This is a genomic window from Cellvibrio polysaccharolyticus (genome assembly GCF_015182315.1).
Classification (GTDB): Bacteria; Pseudomonadota; Gammaproteobacteria; order Pseudomonadales; family Cellvibrionaceae; genus Cellvibrio; species Cellvibrio polysaccharolyticus.
Genome location: NZ_PRDL01000001.1, coordinates 2795880 through 2815593, shown reverse-complemented (window position 1 = coordinate 2815593; position 19714 = coordinate 2795880). Strand labels below are relative to the sequence as shown.

The window sequence follows — 19714 nt, the reverse complement described above, 5'->3', positions numbered from 1 at the left end:
TTGTCATCCAGCGATAATTTGGCACCCCATAAGCGGTCTGAACGCGCTAATTGTATGACATTTTGCGGTTAAAAATGGATTTTATACAAATGGCATAGCGGGCTGAATTTCATCTGCTATAACTGTTGAGTGTTGAAAAGCAGATTTACGATAAAAATACAGGGAATGGTAATTGACAGCGCTGTCAGCTCAGAGTAACTTTTGTCATCAATAAGTTTAAATGCTCAGCGAATAGAGTTTGTGTTTTCAGGGAAAGACCTCTCAATCCCGTTCCAGTTGTTGTTCCATGCAAGACATTATCCAGATAAAAAAAAGGTACTGGAGTCATGTTGATCAAGCCTTATAACAATACATTTATGTGAGATACCAATTTACCTTGCGCGCAAGGTGAACGCACGTGGGCGCTTGTTCAATGAAAACAGGCGCTTTCGGGTGAGCTTTACCGGAATAATTCCCGATGATAATAAAGGAGAGCTTCATGTATAAAACTAAAAACCTTAAGAGAAAGTTACTGGCTACGGCCATTGCTTCCTCTGTAGTAGCCGGCTTCCATGCGCCAGTAATGGCTCAGAGCGGCGCGGTAGAAGAGGTTGTTGTTACCGGTATCCGTAGTTCTGTTATTCAGTCTATGGACACCAAACGTAATGCTGTGGGTGTGGTTGATGCGATTTCTTCTGAAGACATCGGTAAAATGCCAGACTCCAACCTTGCAGAATCTCTGCAGCGTATCACTGGTCTTTCTATTAACCGTTCAGACGGTGAAGGTTCTCGTGTAACAGCTCGTGGTATTGGCGCCGAGCTGAACATGGTTACCTTGAATGGTCGTGTAATGCCTGCGGTAGCCAACGGCGACACGGGCGACTCTGCTACCCGTGCTTACGACTTCGCCAACCTGGCTTCCGAGTCAGTATTTGGTGTAGATGTATACAAAACCGGTCGCGCGGATGTGGCTACCGGTGGTCTGGGTGCAACGATCAACATCAAAACGCTGCGTCCGCTGGAAGCGGGCAGCCGTGCAACCGTTGCAGCCAAAGCTATCCAGGACAGCACTGCTCGTTCTGCAGTAAGTGACAAAATCACCCCGGAAGTTTCAGGCTTGTTCTCCTGGGTTAACGACGATGACACCTTTGGTGTTGCTTTGTCCGGCTCTTTCCAGCGTCGTGACAGCTCCAATGCCAACAACTTCGTGAACAACTGGAATAACCTGAATGCATGGGATAGCGAAGCGCTGACACGTTTCCACCGTGACGCGAATGGTAATCCGGACGCAGTTATTAACAATGCACCGGCTGATGGTCAGCTGTACGCATTGCCATCGGATTTGCGTTACGAGGTTCAGGACAACCGTCGTGAGCGTAGCAACGCCCAGGCAGTGGTTCAGTTCAAGCCTATCGAACGTTTGACTGCTACTTTGGACTACACCTTCTCCGAGCTTGATCGTCAATCAGAACGTGCCCAGCAATCTACCTGGTTTAACACCGGTGCAATTTCCGAACTGACCTTTGACAACGGCGCCGTACGTACTCCTGTTCTGTACCGTGAAACTTACGACGGCACCAAGGACGTTTCCTTTGCAGCTGGTCGTTTGAACTCTCTTACCCAAAATAACTCTTTCGGGGTTAACTTGGCGTTTGAAGTTAATGATCAATTGAACCTGGGTCTTGATTACCACACCTCCAGTGCTAACAACTACAGCCAGGTGTTGGAAATGGGTCTTAACGCTAACATCGTAACCGGTCAATTTACTGACTGGTCTCGTAAAATGCCGTTGATGAGCGTAACCGTCAATGACTGTCTGGAGCGTGATCGTCCACCGCGTGATGTTTACACCAACGGTAACTGTAACGGTATCGTAGACGGTGGTGACGTGAGCGGTGCGATGAGTAACAGCCCGCGTTCTCACACCCGTACCGAAATTGAGCAGTTGCAACTGGTTGGTGACTTCCAGTTCAATGGTAAAGGCTTCTTCGAAAATGCCGGTTTGAAATTCGGTATTGAACAGCGTGAAGATGTTAACTTCGCAAGAGCGTCTGGTGACAGCCGTTCCGGCGTGGGCAACTGGGATGGTGTTGATCCGGCTCTGTTCCCGGACCACTATTTCGAAAGCCGCGACTTCGGTAAGGATTTCCCGGACTTCGGTGCTACTACCAACGATCCGCTCTGGTTTGTTGGCGTAGATGCCAATCTGGATAAAATGGTTGAAACTGCTGAAGCTATTAATGCTTCCGGCAAGCATCCTTCCGATTTCTACGATTTCGTGAATGGCAAAATTCAATGGAATGGTATTTACACAACCAACCGTATTGTTGAAGAAAAGAGTAAATCTGCTTTCTTGCAATTCAACTCCAACTTCGACATCGCCGGACTGGATTCCAACATCGTAGTAGGTTTGCGTTATGAAGAAACTGACGTAACTACCAGCTCCGCGGTTAATGAGCCAGGTCTGATCTGGTGGTACGGCGGTAACGATATGACCGCTATCCCGAAAACCGGTGACAAGACCAATCTGAGCGAGAGTGGTTCTTATGATTATCTGTTGCCTAACATAGACTTCGATATCAGCCCGCTCGAAAACCTTAAAGTGCGTTTATCTTTCAGCGAAACCATAGGTCGCCCGGGTTATGCTGATTTGCGTCCTAATGTGGCCATCAATAGCCCATACGAGCGCACCGCAAACGGCGGATCTCCAGGCTTGAAGCCAATGGAATCCAAAAACTTTGATATATCTACCGAGTGGTATTACAACGAAGACAGTTACGTTTCCGTTGGTTACTTCCGGAAGGATATTAATGGATTTATTGGTTCCAAAGTATTCGAAGAAAACGTTTATGGTTTGAGAGATGTTCGTCTGGGGCAAATTGCCCAGCAAGGTATCGCTTCAGGTATTGCACCAAGTGATGAGCAGGGTTTGAATGATTATGTACTTGCTGCATATCAGGCAGATCCAGCACTTCGTCAGTACATTGCTGATAACGGTATATGGGTGAGAGCCACCGAAAACGATCCTTTGATTACATGGGACGTTAGCCGTCCGATTAATGATGAAAAATCTGTTATCGACGGTTTTGAATTGGCTGCTCAACACTGGTTCGGTGAAAGTGGTTTTGGTGTGCAGGCTAACTACACCATGGTAGATTCGGATGTTGCTTTCGACAACCTGGCTACCGGTGGACAATTTGCCATGACTGGCTTGTCTGATACCGCCAACGTGGTTGGTTTTTATGACAAGGACGCATGGCAGATTCGTGTTGCCTACAACTGGCGTGACAGCTTCCTGTTGAGCCGTACTGCTGGCGGTGGTAATGAGCCACAATACGTTGAAGATTACTCACAAATCGACGTATCCATCGGTTACGAGATCAACGAGAATCTGACTCTGACTGCTGAAGGCATCAACGTGACTGGCGAAAACTACCGTACACACGGTCGTTCAAAAGCACAGTTGTTGTCTCTGGAAGATCTGGGTGCGCGTTATCAGTTGGGCCTGCGTTATACTTTCTAAGTAAAGCGTTGTACCATTCTGGAAACAAAGCCGCTGCTGTTTAGCGGCTTTGTTTTTAGTAACTTTTCTGATGCATTACAATAATAAGGGGTTATCCCATGCAGAAACGGGTTGTTATTCTCGGAGGTGGTACTGCAGGTTGGATTGTAGCGGCAAGGCTCGCTGCAGAAGGTCTGTCTGTTGATGGCCAACCAGTGGCAATTACCCTGATTGAGTCGTCAGATGTTCCTACTATTGGCGTAGGCGAGGGCACCTGGCCCAGCATGCGTTCTACGCTCGAAAAAATTGGCATTCCTGAAAAAGAGTTTTTACAAGTTTGCCACGCGGCTTTCAAACAAGGTTCGCGGTTTGTGAATTGGTGTAAAGGTCAGGGTGAAGCCTATGATCATCCTTTCACAATGCCTGTTGGCATGGGCCGACATGCGCTGGGTAAAGCGTTTTCCAAACAAAATTCTGCTATTGATTTCAGTCATTGGGCTTGCTTGCAAAGTGCCATGATTGATGCGGGCAAATCGCCCAAGCAACCTCAAACGCCTGACTATGCCGGCGTATTCAATTACGGTTACCACCTCGATGCCGGCCGCTTTGCTGATTTGCTGAAGCGCCATGCTGTTGATCGTCTGGGGGTGACGCATTGCATTGGCCATTTCTCATCTGCCGAACTGGATGAAAAAGGCTGGATTTCTGCTCTATTGCTCAATGATGATCGCCGTATTGAAGGCGATTTTTTTATTGATGCCAGCGGCACTCATAACAAGCTGATTGGCGGCTGTATTGAAAGTCCGTTTATTTCCTTAAAAGATGTTTCTCCCAATGACAGTGCGCTGGCACTCCCCGTAGCTTATACGAATGCGGCCTCACCTATTGAAAGTGCAACTCTGTCTACCGCGCAGGGTGCCGGCTGGATTTGGGATATTGGTTTGCAACATCGCCGTGGCACCGGCTACGTTTATGCCAGTGCATTTACCGACGACCAGGCGGCGCTGGATACCCTGGCTGCTTATGCGCGCAACATTAATCCGGCGGTGGATGTAAGCACCGCTCGCAAACTGATGATTAATCCGGGTTATCGGGCCCGTCCGTGGGTGAATAATTGCGTGGCGGTGGGCATGGCCTCGGGTTTTATCGAACCTCTGGAGGCGTCGGCGCTGGTAATGGTTGAGCTGACGGCTTCTTACTTGTGTGAGCATTTACCCGCACCGACCTCTGCATTTGAAGGCATTGCTGCACGTTACAACGCACTCTTTACCGAGCGATGGTCAAGAATTCGCGATTTCCTCCAGTTGCATTATCACCTGAGCGAGCGCCGTGACACGGCTTACTGGAAAGCAGTTACAGAAGATATTCCGTTATCTGATCGGCTCAGCGGATTACTGGAAGAGTGGAAATACCGCGATCCTGTACTGAACGATTTTGGTCATTACATGGAGCTGTTTCCGCCCGCCAGCTATTTGTATGTTTTATTGGGCATGCGACCGCAGCACCTGCAAAACAGCGTGGGTAAAAAAACCGATGGGGCAGCACAGCTGCTGGCAGACATTGCAGCCAACGAACAAAAACGTGCCCACTATCTGGCGCATTTGCCGGACAATCGCAGTTACTTTAATACTTTTATCCGCCAGCCCGAGATGGCATAAGGAATCGTATCAATGAGCCAGTATCAATTGCTCAATAACGTTAAGCACAAAGATCTTAAAATTCTTACCCGCCGTGGCGCTGATGTCGGCGATGCTGTCAGTGGTTGTGTGGTATATCCCACCGAATTGAATGAACTGCAAAAACATTACCCGGTGGTTTTTCAAAAGCAGGACGATGGCTCCTGGTTATTAATCGCTTTATTCGGTTTTGAAAATAATGAAAATTTATTTCTCGAAAACGATATCTGGAATGCGCCTTATATTCCTGCTGTCATCGAGCGGGAGCCATTTTTAATTGGTTTTCAGGAGCGCCAGGGGCAACAACCCGAGCCGGTGGTTCATGTGGATTTGAATAGTCCCAGAATCAGCAAAGATGGCAGCGGTGAAGCGGTGTTTCTGGAATATGGCGGCAATGCGCCCTTTTTAAGCCGTGTTACCAGCATCCTGACGGTAGTTCATGAAGGTGTTGCTGAAACCGAGCGCATGTTAAAAGCATTCATCGCGCTGGATTTGATCGCCCCGTTTTCTTTGGAGATGGAATTTGAGAATTCCACAAAATTTCAGACATCCCGTTATGCCACTATTGATAAAGAAAAGCTGCTGACCTTGTCGGATGAGCAAGTAGGGCAGCTGCATCGTTCAGGCTTATTGCGCTATGCATATTTGATTAATGGTTCAATGAGTAATATGCAACATCTGGTTAACGTTAAAAATTCCCGTCTTCGTCAGGGTCGATAAAGTGTAAGGTGATTTTACAAACAGGGATGTTGTCGCCAGGGAATCTGCACTGGCAATTTTATTACCATTCGACCTTGTAGCTGTAAAAATAAAATAATTTCAGGAGAAAATACCGATGCAACCTATTAAACACGTTGTAATTGTTGGAGGTGGAACCGCTGGCTGGTTGGTCGCGGCGGGCGTCGGGAAAATGTATCACGGGCGAGTCAACATCACGCTGGTTGAATCCGATGCGATTCGTACCGTCGGTGTAGGTGAGGCCACTATCCCTACCATGATTGCCTTTCACAAGTTGCTGGATATTCCTGAGCCGGAAGTGATGAGCGCAGCCGACGCCACCTTCAAGTTGGGCATTAAATTCAGAAATTGGGGACATATCGGTGAAGAGTATGTCCACGCATTTGGGCAAGTGGGGCGTATTTTCTGGGGCGGTGAATTTCAGCATTTCTGGAAGCGTGGCCGCAATCTGGGGATGGATATTCCCTTTGGTGATTTTTGCCTGGAAAACGTAGCCGCCAGAGCCGGACGCTTTGCTGTGACAGACAACCCGGTTCTTAATTATGCCTTCCACATTGATGCCGGCTTGTACGCGCAATATATGCGGAAATTTGCTGAAGGTCTGGGTGTGGTGCGTCATGAAGGAACGGTTGAGCATGTTGATTTGCATCCGGAAAGTGGTGAGATTGCCAGTGTGCGATTAGCCAGGGGCGAAGTGATTAGTGGCGATTTGTTTATTGATTGCTCCGGATTCCGTGCCATCCTCAGCGAGGGCGCGCTCAAAACGGGTTATGAAAATTGGCAGGAATGGTTGCCTTGTGACTCGGCTTTGGCTGTGCAGGTGGAAAAAGCCGGACCCACCGTACCTTACACGCAGGCCACTGCCTATGGTTCCGGTTGGATCTGGGAAATTCCCTTGCAAAACCGTGTTGGTGCAGGGTTGGTGTTTTCCAGTAAATTTGCCGATCGTGATTGGGCTGATATGACGTTACGTCAGCACCTTAAAACGCCAATGATTGATGAACCGCGCTTATTGCAATTCAAGACCGGCAGAAGAAAGCTTGCCTGGAACAAAAATTGTATTGCTATCGGTTTGGCATCAGGTTTTCTTGAGCCGCTTGAATCCACTAGTATTCACATGATCACTTCGGCGGTTATTCGTTTGCTCCGCTTGTTTCCATTAAATGGTATTCAGCCGATTTTGGTGGATGAATACAACCGGCAAACACGTGAAGAAGCGGAGAGCATTCGTGATTTTATTGCGCTGCATTATCATGCTACCCGCCGTAACGACACACCTTTCTGGGATTATGTACGAACCATGTCGGTTCCGGATACTTTGCGTCATCGCTTTGAAATGTTCCGTGAAAGCGGTATGGTTTTTCTGGTGGGAGAAGAGTTGTTCCGCCACAACGGTTGGACCCAGGTATTGTTGGGGCAGGGCTTTGAGCCCAAACTCTATCAGCCGGTGGTTGATAATATGAGTGACAGTGAGCTGCTTGAATACTTGAAAGGTTTTCAGGAGCATGTGGCTAAAAATACCTCTATGTTACCCACGCATGACGAGTTTCTCGCGAGATACTGTGTCTCGAAGAAAACAGAAGCAGCGATGGTTTGATTAAAAAAAAACCGATATTGCATAAGTAATATCGGTTTTTTTAATTTGCTCCAGGTATTTTTCGATACAGTTAAATATACATCAAAATTTACTCGTAGTGCTTTGGCATGATGGTGTGACCGGAGTAAAGCTCTGTTAATCCGGCTTTTAATTAAGGGCGAAGGGCAAGGGTAATTTTGAAAGCAGGGTTCATTCCGGCAAAGGCAGGCCCCTTGTTTGTCCGTGCTGTAATGTAAAAATAAAATAATCTCATGAGGTAATGCCGATGCAACCTGTTAAACACGTTGTCATTGTTGGAGGTGGAACCGCTGGCTGGCTGGTCGCGGCGGGCGTCGGGAAAATGTATCAGGGACGGGTGCGGGTTACCTTGATTGAATCGGATGATATTCCTACCGTGGGTGTGGGTGAGGCAACCATTCCCACTATGACGGCGTATCACAAACTGCTTGAAATTCCGGAAGCGGAAGTGTTGAAGGCAACCCATGCAACCTTCAAGCTCGGGATTAATTTTAAAAACTGGGGCGAAATTGGCGAAGATTACATGCATGCCTTCGGGCAGGTAGGGCGTGTTTTCTGGGCGGGAGAATTTCAGCACTTCTGGCGCCGGGGGCGCGAACTTGGTCTGAATGTATCCTTCGGTGATTTTTGCCTGGAGAGTGTTGCTGCAAAGCGGGGAGTCTTTGCGATCACAGAGAATCCGGCGTTGAACTATGCCTTTCATCTTGATGCCGGTTTATACGCTCTTTATCTGAGAAACTTCAGTGAAGCGCTGGGTGTGGTTCGCCATGAAGGCAAGGTTGAGCACGTTGAGCTGGATCCAAATACCGGGGACATTCTCGGGGTGCGGTTGGCTCGGGGCGAAACCATTAACGGCGATCTGTTTATAGATTGCTCCGGATTCAGGGCGCTATTAAGCGAAGGCGCTTTAAAAACCGGCTACGAAAATTGGCAGCATTGGCTTCCCTGTGATTCAGCACTTGCGGTTCAAACCGGGAGATCAGGGCCGGCGGTTCCTTACACCAAAGCTACCGCCCACGGCTCCGGTTGGCAATGGCAAATTCCTCTGCAAAATCGTGTGGGAAATGGATTGGTATACGCCAGTCAATTCGCGGACCGCGAATGGGCTGATATGACTTTGCGTGAGAATCTGTCCGGGCCATTACGTGGCGAGCCCAGATTGATTGAGTTTGTCACCGGGCGGCGTAAATTGATATGGAATAAGAACTGTATCGCAATGGGATTGGCTTCGGGCTTTCTTGAGCCACTTGAGTCAACCAGTATTCATATGGTGACATCAGCGGTTATTCGTCTGCTGAGATTGTTTCCTTTGCGAGGCATTCAACCGGTTGTGGTCAAAGAGTTTAATCGTCAGTCCAAAGAAGAGGCGGAGGGTATTCGCGACTTTATCATCCTGCACTATCACGCAACCCGCCGTGACGACACTCCCTTCTGGAATTATGTTCGTACCATGCCCGTTCCGGATACCCTGCAGCACCGCATTGAAATGTTTCGTGAGAGTGGCATGATTTACGTGGGCGGGGATGAATTGTTTCGCCACAATGGCTGGAGTCAGGTAATGATCGGTCAGGGGGTTATCCCCAAAATCTATCAGCCGATTGTAGACAATATGCCCGATAAGGAAATTATTGAGTATTTAAATGGCTTTAAAAATCATGTAGCGAAAAGCGTATCCACGCTGCCTCCGCATGAACAATTTATTAAACGCTATTGTGCGTTCGAAAATTCACCGCCTCTTCCCGTCTAATGACAAACGGACAGAGTGGCACTTTGTTAACAACCTGAGCCGCTAACGCGGCTTTTTTTATGCCTGCTCGTCAGTTTTTGCAAACTATTATTATCTACAAAAGACAGGGTCGAACTATCGTCATTGCTGTTGTGCTTGCGGATTAAAAGGCGCTCGGGGAATACGTTTTCCGGGTATTAATTTAATACTTGCGGCTTGTCCATCGCGTTGTTTTCCGTGCTTTGCTTGTTGAATCAATCTTGCAATAGAGGGACCTTCCGGTAAATTTTTCCAAAACCGCACCGGCATATGTTGTTGAGTGATTTTTTCATTCACACGGGCCGGGTTAAAAATATGCTGGTAATAGGTTAGCCAGAGATCACTTTTATTGTCGGTGGCATTTCTTGCGAGATGTTGCCATTCGGCCGGGCAGGGGCGTTGATAGTGCAAGGTTTGTCCGTCATAAAAAACGCCGTCATCCGGTGTAGCAATTAACCAGCTGCATTTCCCCATCCGGTCAATAAAATGGCTGCTGGCACGTTGCAAAATATCGTGCGCCGGTTCATGCCATGCGGCGTATGCCAGTTTTTCTTCCCCTTGATCAGATATTTCATTAAAACGCAGAAATGCATGAAGATGATGCGCCTCCCGGCGGACTTGTTTAATGCGCTTGTGCAGCTCACTGCCGTCAATATCGCCCGCTAACATGGCCGTCCGATCGCCCTGGCTAACGCGCCACAAAATGCGGTAAAGAAAATTCCAGCGTTGCTCACCCCGATAACAGCAGGCCCGTTCCAGCAAAAGAATCAATTCCGCGGGCACGCGCACCGCGTTGTCGCCCGGCGTTGTGGGTATCGTTTCAGTGCTATCCAATAGCGACAGGGAGGCGGAGTCATCCCAGTTAACGTGCGATGGCGGCCTGTTATGGCTGAGCAGAAGCCGTGCCTGGGTTCTCCATAAGGAGAAATTATTTTCGCAGTCGAGATTGATCATTACCACAGCCCCATTTGTTCCGGCGGTAATTTGTCCGCCAATTGCTGGCGTAAGTGCGAGCTGCGAATTTCTGCCTGTTGCGGGTGGTAATCACTGGTAATAATAAAAGGTTTGGCTTTGGATAAAACACAGCGAAGGCGAATAAGATCCTGGTAGCGAATGCGGCGCTCGCGCCTTAGTGAAATCAAGCGCTCGGCGGTGCGTAAGCCGATGCCGGGAACGCGAGCAATCAAGGTGATATCGGCGCGATCCAGATCCACCGGAAAACGGTCCCGATTGCTCAGCGCCCATGCCAGTTTCGGGTCTATATCCAGCGGTAAATTACCGGGTTTGGCGAGTAATTCACTGCTGCTGAAACCGTAGCCTCGAATTAAAAAATCGGCCTGGTACAGGCGGTGTTCCCGCAACAGCGGCGGAGGCGCCAGCGGCAACCCGGTCGGGCTGGCCGGAATGGGGCTAAATGCCGAGTAGTAAACCCGGCGCAGTTTGAAGTTTTGGTACAAGCCTTCGGCACGTTGCAGGATCGTCTGATCGTTGGCCGTGTCGGCACCGATGATCATCTGCGTGCTTTGGCCTGCCGGGGTAAATAGCGGTGCTCTTCTTTCTCCCAGCACGGCTTGTTGGCCCCGATGAATCACAGCCATGGCGTCACTGATTGACGGGATGTTTTTTTCCGGTGCAAGGCGAATCAGGCTCTCGTTGGTGGGCAGCTCGATATTGACGCTGAGGCGGTCTGCGTAAAGCCCCGCCTGTTGAATCAACGCCGGGTCCGCCGCAGGAATGGTTTTCAGGTGGATGTATCCCCGGAAGGCATACTTTTCCCGCAAGAGCTGCGCCACCAGCACCAATTGCTCCATGGTGTAATCCACCGACTGGATGATGCCGGAACTTAAAAACAGGCCACTAACACAATTGCGGCGGTAAAAATCCAGCGTTAATTTGACCACTTCTTCGGCGGTAAAACGGGCTCTGGGTACATCGCTGGAGCGACGATTGACGCAGTATTGGCAGTCATACAAACAAAAATTGGTTAGCAGAATTTTCAGCAGCGATACGCAGCGACCGTCGGGGGTAAAGCTGTGACAAATGCCCATGCCATTGGTCGAGCCCAGCCCTTCTTTGCCTTTTGAGCTTCGCTTGGGTGCTCCGCTGCTGGCGCAAGACGCATCATATTTGGCAGCATCGGCCAGAATGGCCAGCTTTGCGATCAATTCCATCACATTTTACTCAATACTGTATTTATATACAGTATCAGCTTATTTGTTGCCCCTCAAGTGAGACAATGCTTGAAATAAACAGTCAAAGCCTTCGCTTCTGCTAGTAAATAGCGGTTAACCACTTGTATTTCTGTCGTTTTTTCCTCAGGATCGCCATCTACTTATCCTTACTGACGGAGGCACTATCATGTTGGAATCAACCGTATCATCACTCGCCGGATTGCCGGCCTTTCTGGGTTATTTCGCGGTTGCGGTCGTGCTTTTGCTGGCGTTTACCTTTCTATATACCCGGGTAACACCCCATGATGAGCTGGCGCTGATCCGGGCTAACAATGGCTCTGCGGCAGTGGCTTTTGGTGGCGCCCTGATCGGATTTTCACTGCCCTTGTCCAGCGCCATTACCAACTCGCTGTCGCTGCTGGATTGTGCGATTTGGGGAGCGGTAGCGCTGGTAGTGCAGGTGTTAACTTTTCTGGTATTGCGCGTACTGTTAAAGCAGTTACCGCAACGGATCGAACAAGGCGAGATGGCTGCCGGCACCTTTGCCGCAGCGGTTGCGATCACCGTCGGCATGTTGAATGCCGCCTGTATGACTTATTGAGGAGTTGATCATGAAGCGTAGTAGAAAAGCAGCATTGATTTTAATGGCTCCGGCCCTGCCGTTCATGCTGGCAGGTTGCGGCGAAGAAGCTTCCCAGGCAGTGGTGTTTACCAGTGCCGAAGAGTGTTCTTCTTTTGCCACTGTTGCCGCCGCTGACCAATGTCTGGCTGACTTTAAAGCCGCCCAGGCACTGCACCCGCAAGTCGCTCCCAAGTACGCCAACAAAGCTGAGTGTGAGGTAGATTTCGGCGCGGGACAATGCGAAACCGCCCCGGAACAACACGCCAGCGGCTCTTTCTTTATGCCGTTGATGATGGGCTACCTGGCCGGGCAAATGCTGAACCGTCAGGGCGCTGCACCGGGGGCCGCTGCGAATACCGCACGTAATGGTGTGCAATCCCAGCCTTTGTACAAATCTGCCGATGATCGCAGTACTTTCCGTACCGCGACCAATACCCCGGTGGCCCGTCAAACCGGCCCGGCAGCAGTGCGTCCTTCACAGGTGCAGCCACGTGCATCCGCCATTGCACAGCGTGGTGGTTTCGGTGCTCAGGCGGCCTCCCGTCAAACAGTCGGTGGTTAAATGCAGCGTATTGATATAGAAGAACGCCCCGATTGGCGTGCCCGGGCAGAAGAAACCGGCTTCCAGTTTCATACTTTTGATGGTGAGCCTTACTGGGACGAAAGCGCTTACTATCAATTCAGCCTTCAGCAGGTTGAAGATGACCTGGAAGGGCCGACTGAAGAACTGCATCAAATGGCGATGTCATTGGTTGAGGATATTGCCGGTAATGCGCAAAAATTGCAGCAATTGGGCATCCCCGAGCCTTTCTGGAATCATATTTACAATTCCTGGCAAAACGGCGAACCCCATTTGTATGGCCGCATGGATCTTTCCTACGATGGCAAAGGCCCGGCCAAACTGCTGGAATTGAATTACGACACGCCAACCTCATTATTCGAAACCGGTTTTTTTCAGTGGGTATGGCTTGAAGAGCAAATGCAGCGCGGTTTGCTGCCCGGGCATGCCGATCAATTCAACTCCTTGCAGGACAAACTGGAAGAAGCGTTTGGCCGCTTGTCATTGCCGCAACCCTTTTATTTTTCCAGTGTTGCCAATAGTGTTGAAGATAAAGGCACGGTCGATTACCTGATGGATATTGCTACCCAGGCCGGTATTGATGGACGTTACATCGCCATCGAAAATATCGGACAGGCAGACGGCCAGCTGGTAGACGAAGAAGGCTATTACATTCAGGGTTTGTTCAAACTCTACCCTTGGGAATTTCTGGTGCAGGAGGAGTTCGGCAAGGTTATTAAAACGTCCAGCACCTTGTGGCTGGAACCTTCATGGAAGATGATTTTGTCCAACAAGGGCATCTTGCCGATGTTGTGGGAAAAATACCCGGATCATCCCAATTTGTTGCCGGCATTTTTCGAAGATTCGGCTTCGCAGCCATTGCAGGCGGGCTGGGTGCGCAAACCCTTGCTCTCTCGCGAAGGTGCCAACATCGAACTGCTGACCGACGCCGGGCAGCGGGTTGTTGAAAACGGGCCCTACGATGATGGTGGTTTTATTCGTCAGGCGCTGGCACCCCTACCAAAATTTCGCGACAACCGTCGCCAGCAGGATACTTACACCCTGATAGGGAGTTGGGTGGTGGGCGATAGCGCAGCAGGTATTTGTTTGCGCGAAGACAGCTCGCTGATTACCAAAGACACATCGCGTTTTTTACCGCACATTATTCTCGATTGATAATAGCGCTGAGGGCAAAACGACAGTCTGGTATTTGCCTGTTGTTGTAGAAAAGTTGGAAGATCGAAAAGCCGTTAGCAATCTCTGCTAACGGCTTTTTTTATTCAGCGTGTTTGTTCAGGTTTTTCGTCGAGGTCTTCTTTGGCAACACTTTTTTCCGAGCCCGGAATATACCAAAGTGCCTGATGCCCCAATTGTTGCCAGCCCCACTTGCACCAGCGAATCAAAGCAAACGCCAGCCAAAGTGACCACAGCAGCATCGCCAGGCGGTAATAACCCATCGGCAGAGAAATAACCCAGGCTTGGGAGAGCAGGTTTTCAGTTTTATCCTGATACCACTGCAAATACCAACTGGTTGAACCGTTGCCAGTGATATACATTTCCGGATTCGACAGCAGCCCGAGCGGAATACTGGCGAGCAAAAAGCCCAATGTAATAACCGACAAGGCAAACAAGCCAAACTGAATCCATTTGAAATTATGTGCGGTTGGCAAATTTTCCAATTTGCCGCGCTGATTCAGCAAAATCATCCATACCGCCACAAACGCCATCGCATACAAATTAATAGTGGCGATTCCCAGCCCCAGCAAAACCCACTCCCAGGTTTTTAACGGTGTCAGTCGGCTCCGTCCCAGTGCAACCGCGATCAATAAAATAACCGCAATAATTCCCCATATTAAAATGGCCGGGCCGATGGCGGGTCCACCGGTTAGTAACACCCAGCGGTCTGCGGGTACTTCAATGTTAATCGCCTGATTGTGGCCGGCAGTGCCTAGGTCAACCGCAGGCGTAGTGGTTTTGATGGCGAAACCTTCGTTGCTTTGCCAATTTAATTGCAGCGTTTGCTCACCGGGACGCAACGGAATTTTTAAAGTTCCGGATGTCTGGTTAAGTGGTTGTTCGCGCTGATCAATGCGCAAGGATTCCAGGCGCGCGCCTTCGGGCAAGGTGAATGTATATTGGCCGGCCTGATTCGCTTTAATAGCAATGTGCAGTTCACTGTTGGTCGCGCGCTGACCGGGTTTATGGGTGAGGTTAACGCTATTGATCGTCAGGTGGTTACCGGCAATGGCGGACGGGCGTTCAATATTGATGGTAACGGCTTCGCCCGGCCATGGTTTCCAAAAGGTTGTCAGTTGCGCGCCATTTTGTTGCAGAGACGGAATGCCCTGATTACCGGTGTGCCAGATCGGCGAACTTTGCAATTGCCATACTTCCGTCCAGGGCACAGAGGTGGGTGCCTGCAATTGTATTTGATCGGTAATTTTCAGCACCGATTCCCAGCGTGCTGTTTGTGCCTCGGCACCCAGGCGCACAGCCATTTTTCCATCGGCTGTTGCTTCACCGGATACCGGTGATTCGCCAGCCAGTAAAGGAATTTCAAGATTAATAACACCCTGTGCCGGTGCAACCCGTTGTACATGGGTAATGACTGTCCATTCCAACCCGAGATTGAGGGTGCGGGTGACTTGTACAAAGGGTGCAATGCGTCCGGGTGTGAGGCGCTCTTCGGTGGTGGCAGAATCGGACGGCGCTATATCGCGCGTGAGTTGCAAGCTGCTGGCGGTAGTGCTGCGCGAACGATTGCCGGCAATTTGCCAGCCCTCAATGTCGTATTGCAGGTTATGAGCCGGCAGCGGAAATTGCAGGGTGATTTCATCGCGTTTTTCCAGCGAAACCTGCAGGTCGATAACCTGTGTGCCAGCGGTTAAAACCGTCAGTAATTGTTGGTTATCGCTGTAAGTTAATGCTGCAGGCTGGCCATTGATACTGACGCGGTCAGGCCGCCATTGTCCGGCTTGCGAGGGCAAAGGAAAGGCGATGACATCCGCAGCATGGACTGTCAGACGTAAATTCAGTTGATTGTTGGTGATCTGCAAGGTGCCGGATTCAATGCTCGCGCAATCCGGCAGGCAAGTCGGTGATTTCGTGAGCCTGCTTTCCAGTTCGCTTAATAATTCCTTATCAATGATCACCGTATTTGCCGTGGCGGGTTCCGGTTGCAGCACCAGCAGGCCGCCTAGCAGCACCGGAGCCAGGGCCGTAGCGACGCGGTGCAGTTTTAATCGCGATGCCAATGCAATCGCTGCGGGCATCGAGCGCTTGAGCAAAATGCCGCCTAACAACAGCGGCAATAATGCGCTGAGCAAATGACCAAAGCGATTGAGCAGTGGCGATACCAGATACAGCCGCGTCGTATCGCTGCTAATAACCGGGCCGCTCCAGGAAAGATTGACCACTTGCCATTGCCACTGGGGCAAGCCAGGGCCGGTTTGAGTTTGCTGTGCCGGGTCATATTGTTGTGACAAAGGTATTTTATTGCTGCTTTCTTTCATGGGCGCCGGGGACGCCAGGCTGCGTGTCATCATCATGGCGCTTTCTGCTACGGCCACGGGTTCATCGTAAGCACTTGCGGCCACCGGTGGTGGCTCATGGGCGTAATCCGGTTGGGAAATATTTCGGTAGGGCATGTCGAGTTGCGGATAAAAAAACTGACGGGCTTCGTTAACGGCGAAAGGTAAACAAATTAAGGCCAGCAGAGCAAAGCTGAACAGGTTGTAGCCGTGTAAGAATTTTCTGAATTGACCGGTGACGAGGGGCAATAATGCCAGCGCGGCGGCGATATTGAGCCAGATAAAAACCGGGGCGTTAACGCGATGGTAAACCAGCAGCAGCGTTGCCAGCGCCAGTGCGCCAATCCAGGGTGATGTGAGACGCGCCAAAGTAACGGTGATAATCAACACCAGAAAAATATCCCACAGTGACCATTTTGAAACCCAGCTACCGGAAATCTGGCTGACGCCGCTGGCATTAATCAGCGACCAGCCGGGCGATAAGTGCAGGCGAGCATCAATGCGACTGAAATCCTGTTGCCAGCCGCTTACCGGAAATTCACCGGTGGTTTCCAGTCGACTGAGTGCGATTAACTCCGGGTTGCGCTCCCGAATTTCAATGCCGCCGTTGGAGTTTTCAACCCCGTTTAAATGCGTAATGACTTGCGGTTCACCGTTCAGCACGGCGCTGCCGGGTTGATAGGGCGCGAGGCTATCGAGGCGTGATGTGCCGGAAAAATTTCCGCGAATAATGTCTCTCACGGTAAATCCTTTACCACTGAAATCCAGCCATAAATCTTTTTGCAGGCTGAGCTGGTTGGCACTGGCAGCCATGCTGCCACGCTGTAATTCTTCCAGCGTAATGCGTGTTTCTGCAGTAACAAGATAGGCAGGCAGTTGTTGCCATTCTGTTGGCAAGCCGGTTTGCGACGGGTCAATAGATGATGCGCCTTGAAGTTGTACCGTGCGCAAATCGCGGTGCGCTGCAAAAACCCAGACTTCCTGAGCGGGCCAGGATTCATTAGTGGGTGTAAACGTCAGGGTGGGTGTGGCGGACAACTGATGCGCAATCAGCGTTACAATGTGACGCCCCGGTTTTACCTGAATGCGCAGGCTGCCATCGTCTTCCAGCTTTGCTGGCAGGCTGGTGTCCAGCCGCTGCGGTGCGAAACCTGATAACAACAAAGGCCCGAGAAGAACTTCCCGTTCGCGGCCACTCACATTTAACTCCAGTCGGGTGGTTGCGGTGAGCGGAATATCGTCATCCAGCAGACGGAAAACCCGGATGTCCAGATTATCTGTGACCGTGGCGGAAGGCTCCTGCTGCGATTCGCTTAGCCACAACTGCTGCTCACGATCAACTTCCGGTGACAGGATGGTTTGCCCCTCGACACGCACCTGTAAAATACCGGAGGCGGCAGGAATGGTGATTGAGCGCGGCAGGGCGCTCCACTGAAAGCTGCCACTCAGCTGGTGTTTGCCGGCGTCAAGCCATGCCTGCGGTTGTTGCTCCTGGCGGCGCACACTGACTGGTTGGGTCTGGTTGCGCACCTGGGTTGGCCAGAAATCATCGTTGCCGGGTAACTGCACCCAACCCGCGCGATACAACTCCACCTCATAAGTAAAGGTGGCGCCGGTGGCGTTGGCTTCAAGGCGCAAAGCGCTCGGGTAAAGGCAGTGGCGCTGGCCGCTGTTGTATAAAAAAGGACATTGAATGTCGGGGTGCTTTTCCAATACCCAGCTGGTCCAGGGTTGTAATGGCGGGGGAGTATTGTCAGCGGGAGCGGCCAGAGCCGATGCCGACATCAGGATGGAAGCAACCAGATACAGTACAAAGCGGAACATACCCAACTCCATGTTGTTGTGATTCTATCGGGATTACAAAAAAGAAATGTCACAGGCAATTAAACAGGAAAATTATAGCGCCGCCGGGGCGGAAATGCTGTGGCGCCAATCGCGCTTCGGATGTGTGATTTAACGCCGGAGACGGTGGGGGGGATAATAGCGGGTGGCAGACGTCAGCCGGGAAAGCGAATGAATAAAAAAGGGCTGCCAATGCAGCCCTTTTTACGTCGCAATAACCCGGTAGCCGGATTATTTTGTCGGGTAGTTACGCTCGGTGTAGCCGGTATAAAGTTGACGCGGACGGCCAATTTTATACGAAGTGCTAACCATCTCGTCCCAGTGAGAGTACCAGCCAACAGCACGGCCGGTAGCAAAGATAACGGTGAACATTTCTGCCGGAATACCAATCGCTTTCATGATAATGCCGGAGTAGAAGTCAACGTTCGGGTAGAGCTTTTTGGAGATGAAGTAATCATCTTCCAGAGCAATTTGCTCCAGGCGTTTGGCGATAGCCAGCAGTGGTTCGCCTTCCAGACCCAGTTCGGCCAGTACTTCGTCACAGGTTTGCTTCATCACTTTGGCGCGTGGGTCAAAGTTTTTGTAAACGCGGTGACCGAAGCCCATCAGGCGGAACGCATCGTTTTTGTCTTTGGCTTTGGCAACAAACTTGTCGATATTTTCAACGGTGCCGATCTCGGTCAGCATGTTGAGTACCGCTTCGTTAGCGCCGCCATGAGCCGGACCCCACAGGGTGGAAATGCCGGCAGCGATGGCTGCAAACGGGTTGGTGCCTGAAGAACCGGACAAGCGCACAGTAGATGTAGAAGCATTTTGCTCATGGTCTGCGTGCAGAATAAAAATGCGGTCCATGGCTTTTGCCAGAACCTGGCTGACTTTGGCGGCCTGACCGGCTTTGCCAAAAGTCATGTGCAGATAGTTCTCGGCGTAGTCGAGGCTGCTATCCGGGGCAATAAATTCTTCACCTTTCAGGTGCTTGTAAACCATCGCTGCCAGTGTCGGAATCTGGCCAATCAGGCGATAAGCAGTCAGCTTGCGATCTTCCGCTTTGGTGATGTCAATCTGATCGTTATAAACGGCTGCGAGGGCGGCTGTGGCGCTGCACAGTACGGCCATCGGGTGGGCATCGTTTTTGAAGGTTCTGATCAGGTTGGCAATGGAGGGGTCGACGGCGGAGTTGTTGCGAACAGCGGTGATAAATTCCTGTTTTTGCGCTTCGTTGGGCAGTTCGCCGTTCAGCAGCAGGTAACAGGTTTCAAGGAAAGTGGAATTTACTGCGAGTTGTTCGATGGGGTAGCCGCGGTGTAACAGAATGCCTTCGTCGCCATCAATAAATGTGATTTTTGATTCACAAGAGGCAGTGGACATGAAGCCGGGGTCGAAGGTGAAGTAGCCGTTTTTGGTGATGCTGGTAACGTCGATAACGTCAGGACCGGTAGAGCTGGCATAGATAGGAAGTTCAATGCTGGTATCTAAACCGTCAACCTTTAAGTGTGCTTTTCTGTCAGTCATTACTGACTCCTGTAGTTACAAAAAGGGCTTACGTACTTGGCAGAATGGCCAGGACACAATGGGTAAACGGGGCACAACTATATAGCGTGAATCATGATTGTCAAATTGTGGTAGTTCCGTTTGCGAGCGGGATTATAGATGACTTGGATGCGGTGGCGATAGGTGTTTGCGCTTATTTGCTTTGAATCATTGACGAATTGGTA

12 protein-coding genes are annotated in these 19714 nt (G+C 50.4%); 8 read left to right on the top strand and 4 right to left on the bottom strand.

Annotated elements, in window-relative coordinates:
* The first annotated feature begins 478 nt into the window (after positions 1–478).
* From C4F51_RS12055 to C4F51_RS12035, 5 genes are all read left to right on the top strand, one after another.
* Positions 479–3502, top strand: a complete 3024-nt coding sequence (locus tag C4F51_RS12055; RefSeq protein WP_193910120.1) for a TonB-dependent receptor — start codon at positions 479–481, stop codon at positions 3500–3502.
* 98 nt (positions 3503–3600) lie between these two features.
* The gene (locus C4F51_RS12050; RefSeq protein WP_193910118.1) at positions 3601–5139 is read left to right on the top strand and encodes a tryptophan halogenase family protein; all 1539 of its coding nucleotides are present in this window, start codon (positions 3601–3603) and stop codon (positions 5137–5139) included.
* Positions 5140–5151: 12 nt separating this feature from the next.
* On the top strand, positions 5152–5877 hold the full coding sequence (locus C4F51_RS12045) for a SapC family protein (RefSeq protein WP_193910116.1): 726 nt from the start codon (positions 5152–5154) through the stop codon (positions 5875–5877).
* A 115-nt stretch (positions 5878–5992) separates the two neighbouring features.
* Entirely contained in the window at positions 5993–7492 is a 1500-nt protein-coding gene (locus tag C4F51_RS12040; protein WP_193910114.1) for a tryptophan halogenase family protein, read from the top strand.
* Positions 7493–7757: 265 nt separating this feature from the next.
* A complete protein-coding gene (locus C4F51_RS12035; RefSeq protein WP_407926921.1) occupies positions 7758–9257 on the top strand; it encodes a tryptophan halogenase family protein in 1500 nt (499 codons plus the stop codon).
* 120 nt (positions 9258–9377) lie between these two features.
* Here the strand turns inward: C4F51_RS12035 and C4F51_RS12030 are convergent, their stop codons facing one another.
* Positions 9378–10229 carry a TIGR03915 family putative DNA repair protein gene (locus tag C4F51_RS12030; protein WP_193912560.1) on the bottom strand — a complete coding sequence of 284 codons (852 nt, stop codon included), beginning with the start codon at positions 10227–10229 and terminating at the stop codon, positions 9378–9380.
* Positions 10229–11446 (bottom strand): putative DNA modification/repair radical SAM protein, encoded by a 1218-nt coding sequence (locus C4F51_RS12025; RefSeq protein WP_193912562.1) that lies wholly within the window; start codon positions 11444–11446, stop codon positions 10229–10231. The genes C4F51_RS12030 and C4F51_RS12025 overlap by 1 nt, the downstream gene beginning before the upstream one ends.
* Before the next feature lie 187 nt (positions 11447–11633).
* Here C4F51_RS12025 and C4F51_RS12020 point away from each other — a divergent pair, with 187 nt between their 5' ends.
* The 3 genes from C4F51_RS12020 to C4F51_RS12010 are packed head-to-tail and all read left to right on the top strand — an operon-like array spanning position 11634 to position 13803.
* The gene (locus tag C4F51_RS12020) at positions 11634–12047 is read left to right on the top strand and encodes a DUF350 domain-containing protein (protein ID WP_193910110.1); all 414 of its coding nucleotides are present in this window, start codon (positions 11634–11636) and stop codon (positions 12045–12047) included.
* Positions 12048–12057: 10 nt separating this feature from the next.
* Positions 12058–12630: a DUF1190 domain-containing protein gene (locus C4F51_RS12015; protein WP_193910108.1), complete on the top strand. Its 573-nt coding sequence runs from the start codon at positions 12058–12060 to the stop codon at positions 12628–12630.
* A complete protein-coding gene (locus C4F51_RS12010) occupies positions 12631–13803 on the top strand; it encodes a glutathionylspermidine synthase family protein (RefSeq protein WP_193910106.1) in 1173 nt (390 codons plus the stop codon). It begins immediately after the preceding gene.
* A 104-nt stretch (positions 13804–13907) separates the two neighbouring features.
* On the opposite strand, the gene C4F51_RS12005 is transcribed toward C4F51_RS12010, so the two are convergent.
* Together C4F51_RS12005 and C4F51_RS12000 are read right to left on the bottom strand one after the other, a co-directional pair.
* A complete protein-coding gene (locus tag C4F51_RS12005; RefSeq protein WP_193910104.1) occupies positions 13908–17981 on the bottom strand; it encodes a hypothetical protein in 4074 nt (1357 codons plus the stop codon).
* Between the two features lie 249 nt (positions 17982–18230).
* Positions 18231–19511 (bottom strand): citrate synthase, encoded by a 1281-nt coding sequence (locus C4F51_RS12000; RefSeq protein ID WP_193910102.1) that lies wholly within the window; start codon positions 19509–19511, stop codon positions 18231–18233.
* Positions 19512–19714: the final 203 nt, after the last annotated feature.

Excerpts from the sequence above, each read along its gene's own strand:
- C4F51_RS12040 (WP_193910114.1), top strand. The coding sequence starts at position 5,993 with ATGCAACCTATTAAACACGTTGTAATTGTTGGAGGTGGAACCGCTGGC.
- C4F51_RS12015 (WP_193910108.1), top strand. The coding sequence starts at position 12,058 with ATGAAGCGTAGTAGAAAAGCAGCATTGATTTTAATGGCTCCGGCCCTG.
- C4F51_RS12010 (WP_193910106.1), top strand. The coding sequence starts at position 12,631 with ATGCAGCGTATTGATATAGAAGAACGCCCCGATTGGCGTGCCCGGGCA.
- C4F51_RS12025 (WP_193912562.1), bottom strand. The coding sequence starts at position 11,446 with ATGGAATTGATCGCAAAGCTGGCCATTCTGGCCGATGCTGCCAAATAT.
- C4F51_RS12035 (WP_407926921.1), top strand. The coding sequence starts at position 7,758 with ATGCAACCTGTTAAACACGTTGTCATTGTTGGAGGTGGAACCGCTGGC.
- C4F51_RS12045 (WP_193910116.1), top strand. The coding sequence starts at position 5,152 with ATGAGCCAGTATCAATTGCTCAATAACGTTAAGCACAAAGATCTTAAA.
- C4F51_RS12000 (WP_193910102.1), bottom strand. The coding sequence starts at position 19,511 with ATGACTGACAGAAAAGCACACTTAAAGGTTGACGGTTTAGATACCAGC.
- C4F51_RS12005 (WP_193910104.1), bottom strand. The coding sequence starts at position 17,981 with ATGTTCCGCTTTGTACTGTATCTGGTTGCTTCCATCCTGATGTCGGCA.
- C4F51_RS12020 (WP_193910110.1), top strand. The coding sequence starts at position 11,634 with ATGTTGGAATCAACCGTATCATCACTCGCCGGATTGCCGGCCTTTCTG.
- C4F51_RS12030 (WP_193912560.1), bottom strand. The coding sequence starts at position 10,229 with ATGATCAATCTCGACTGCGAAAATAATTTCTCCTTATGGAGAACCCAG.
- C4F51_RS12050 (WP_193910118.1), top strand. The coding sequence starts at position 3,601 with ATGCAGAAACGGGTTGTTATTCTCGGAGGTGGTACTGCAGGTTGGATT.
- C4F51_RS12055 (WP_193910120.1), top strand. The coding sequence starts at position 479 with ATGTATAAAACTAAAAACCTTAAGAGAAAGTTACTGGCTACGGCCATT.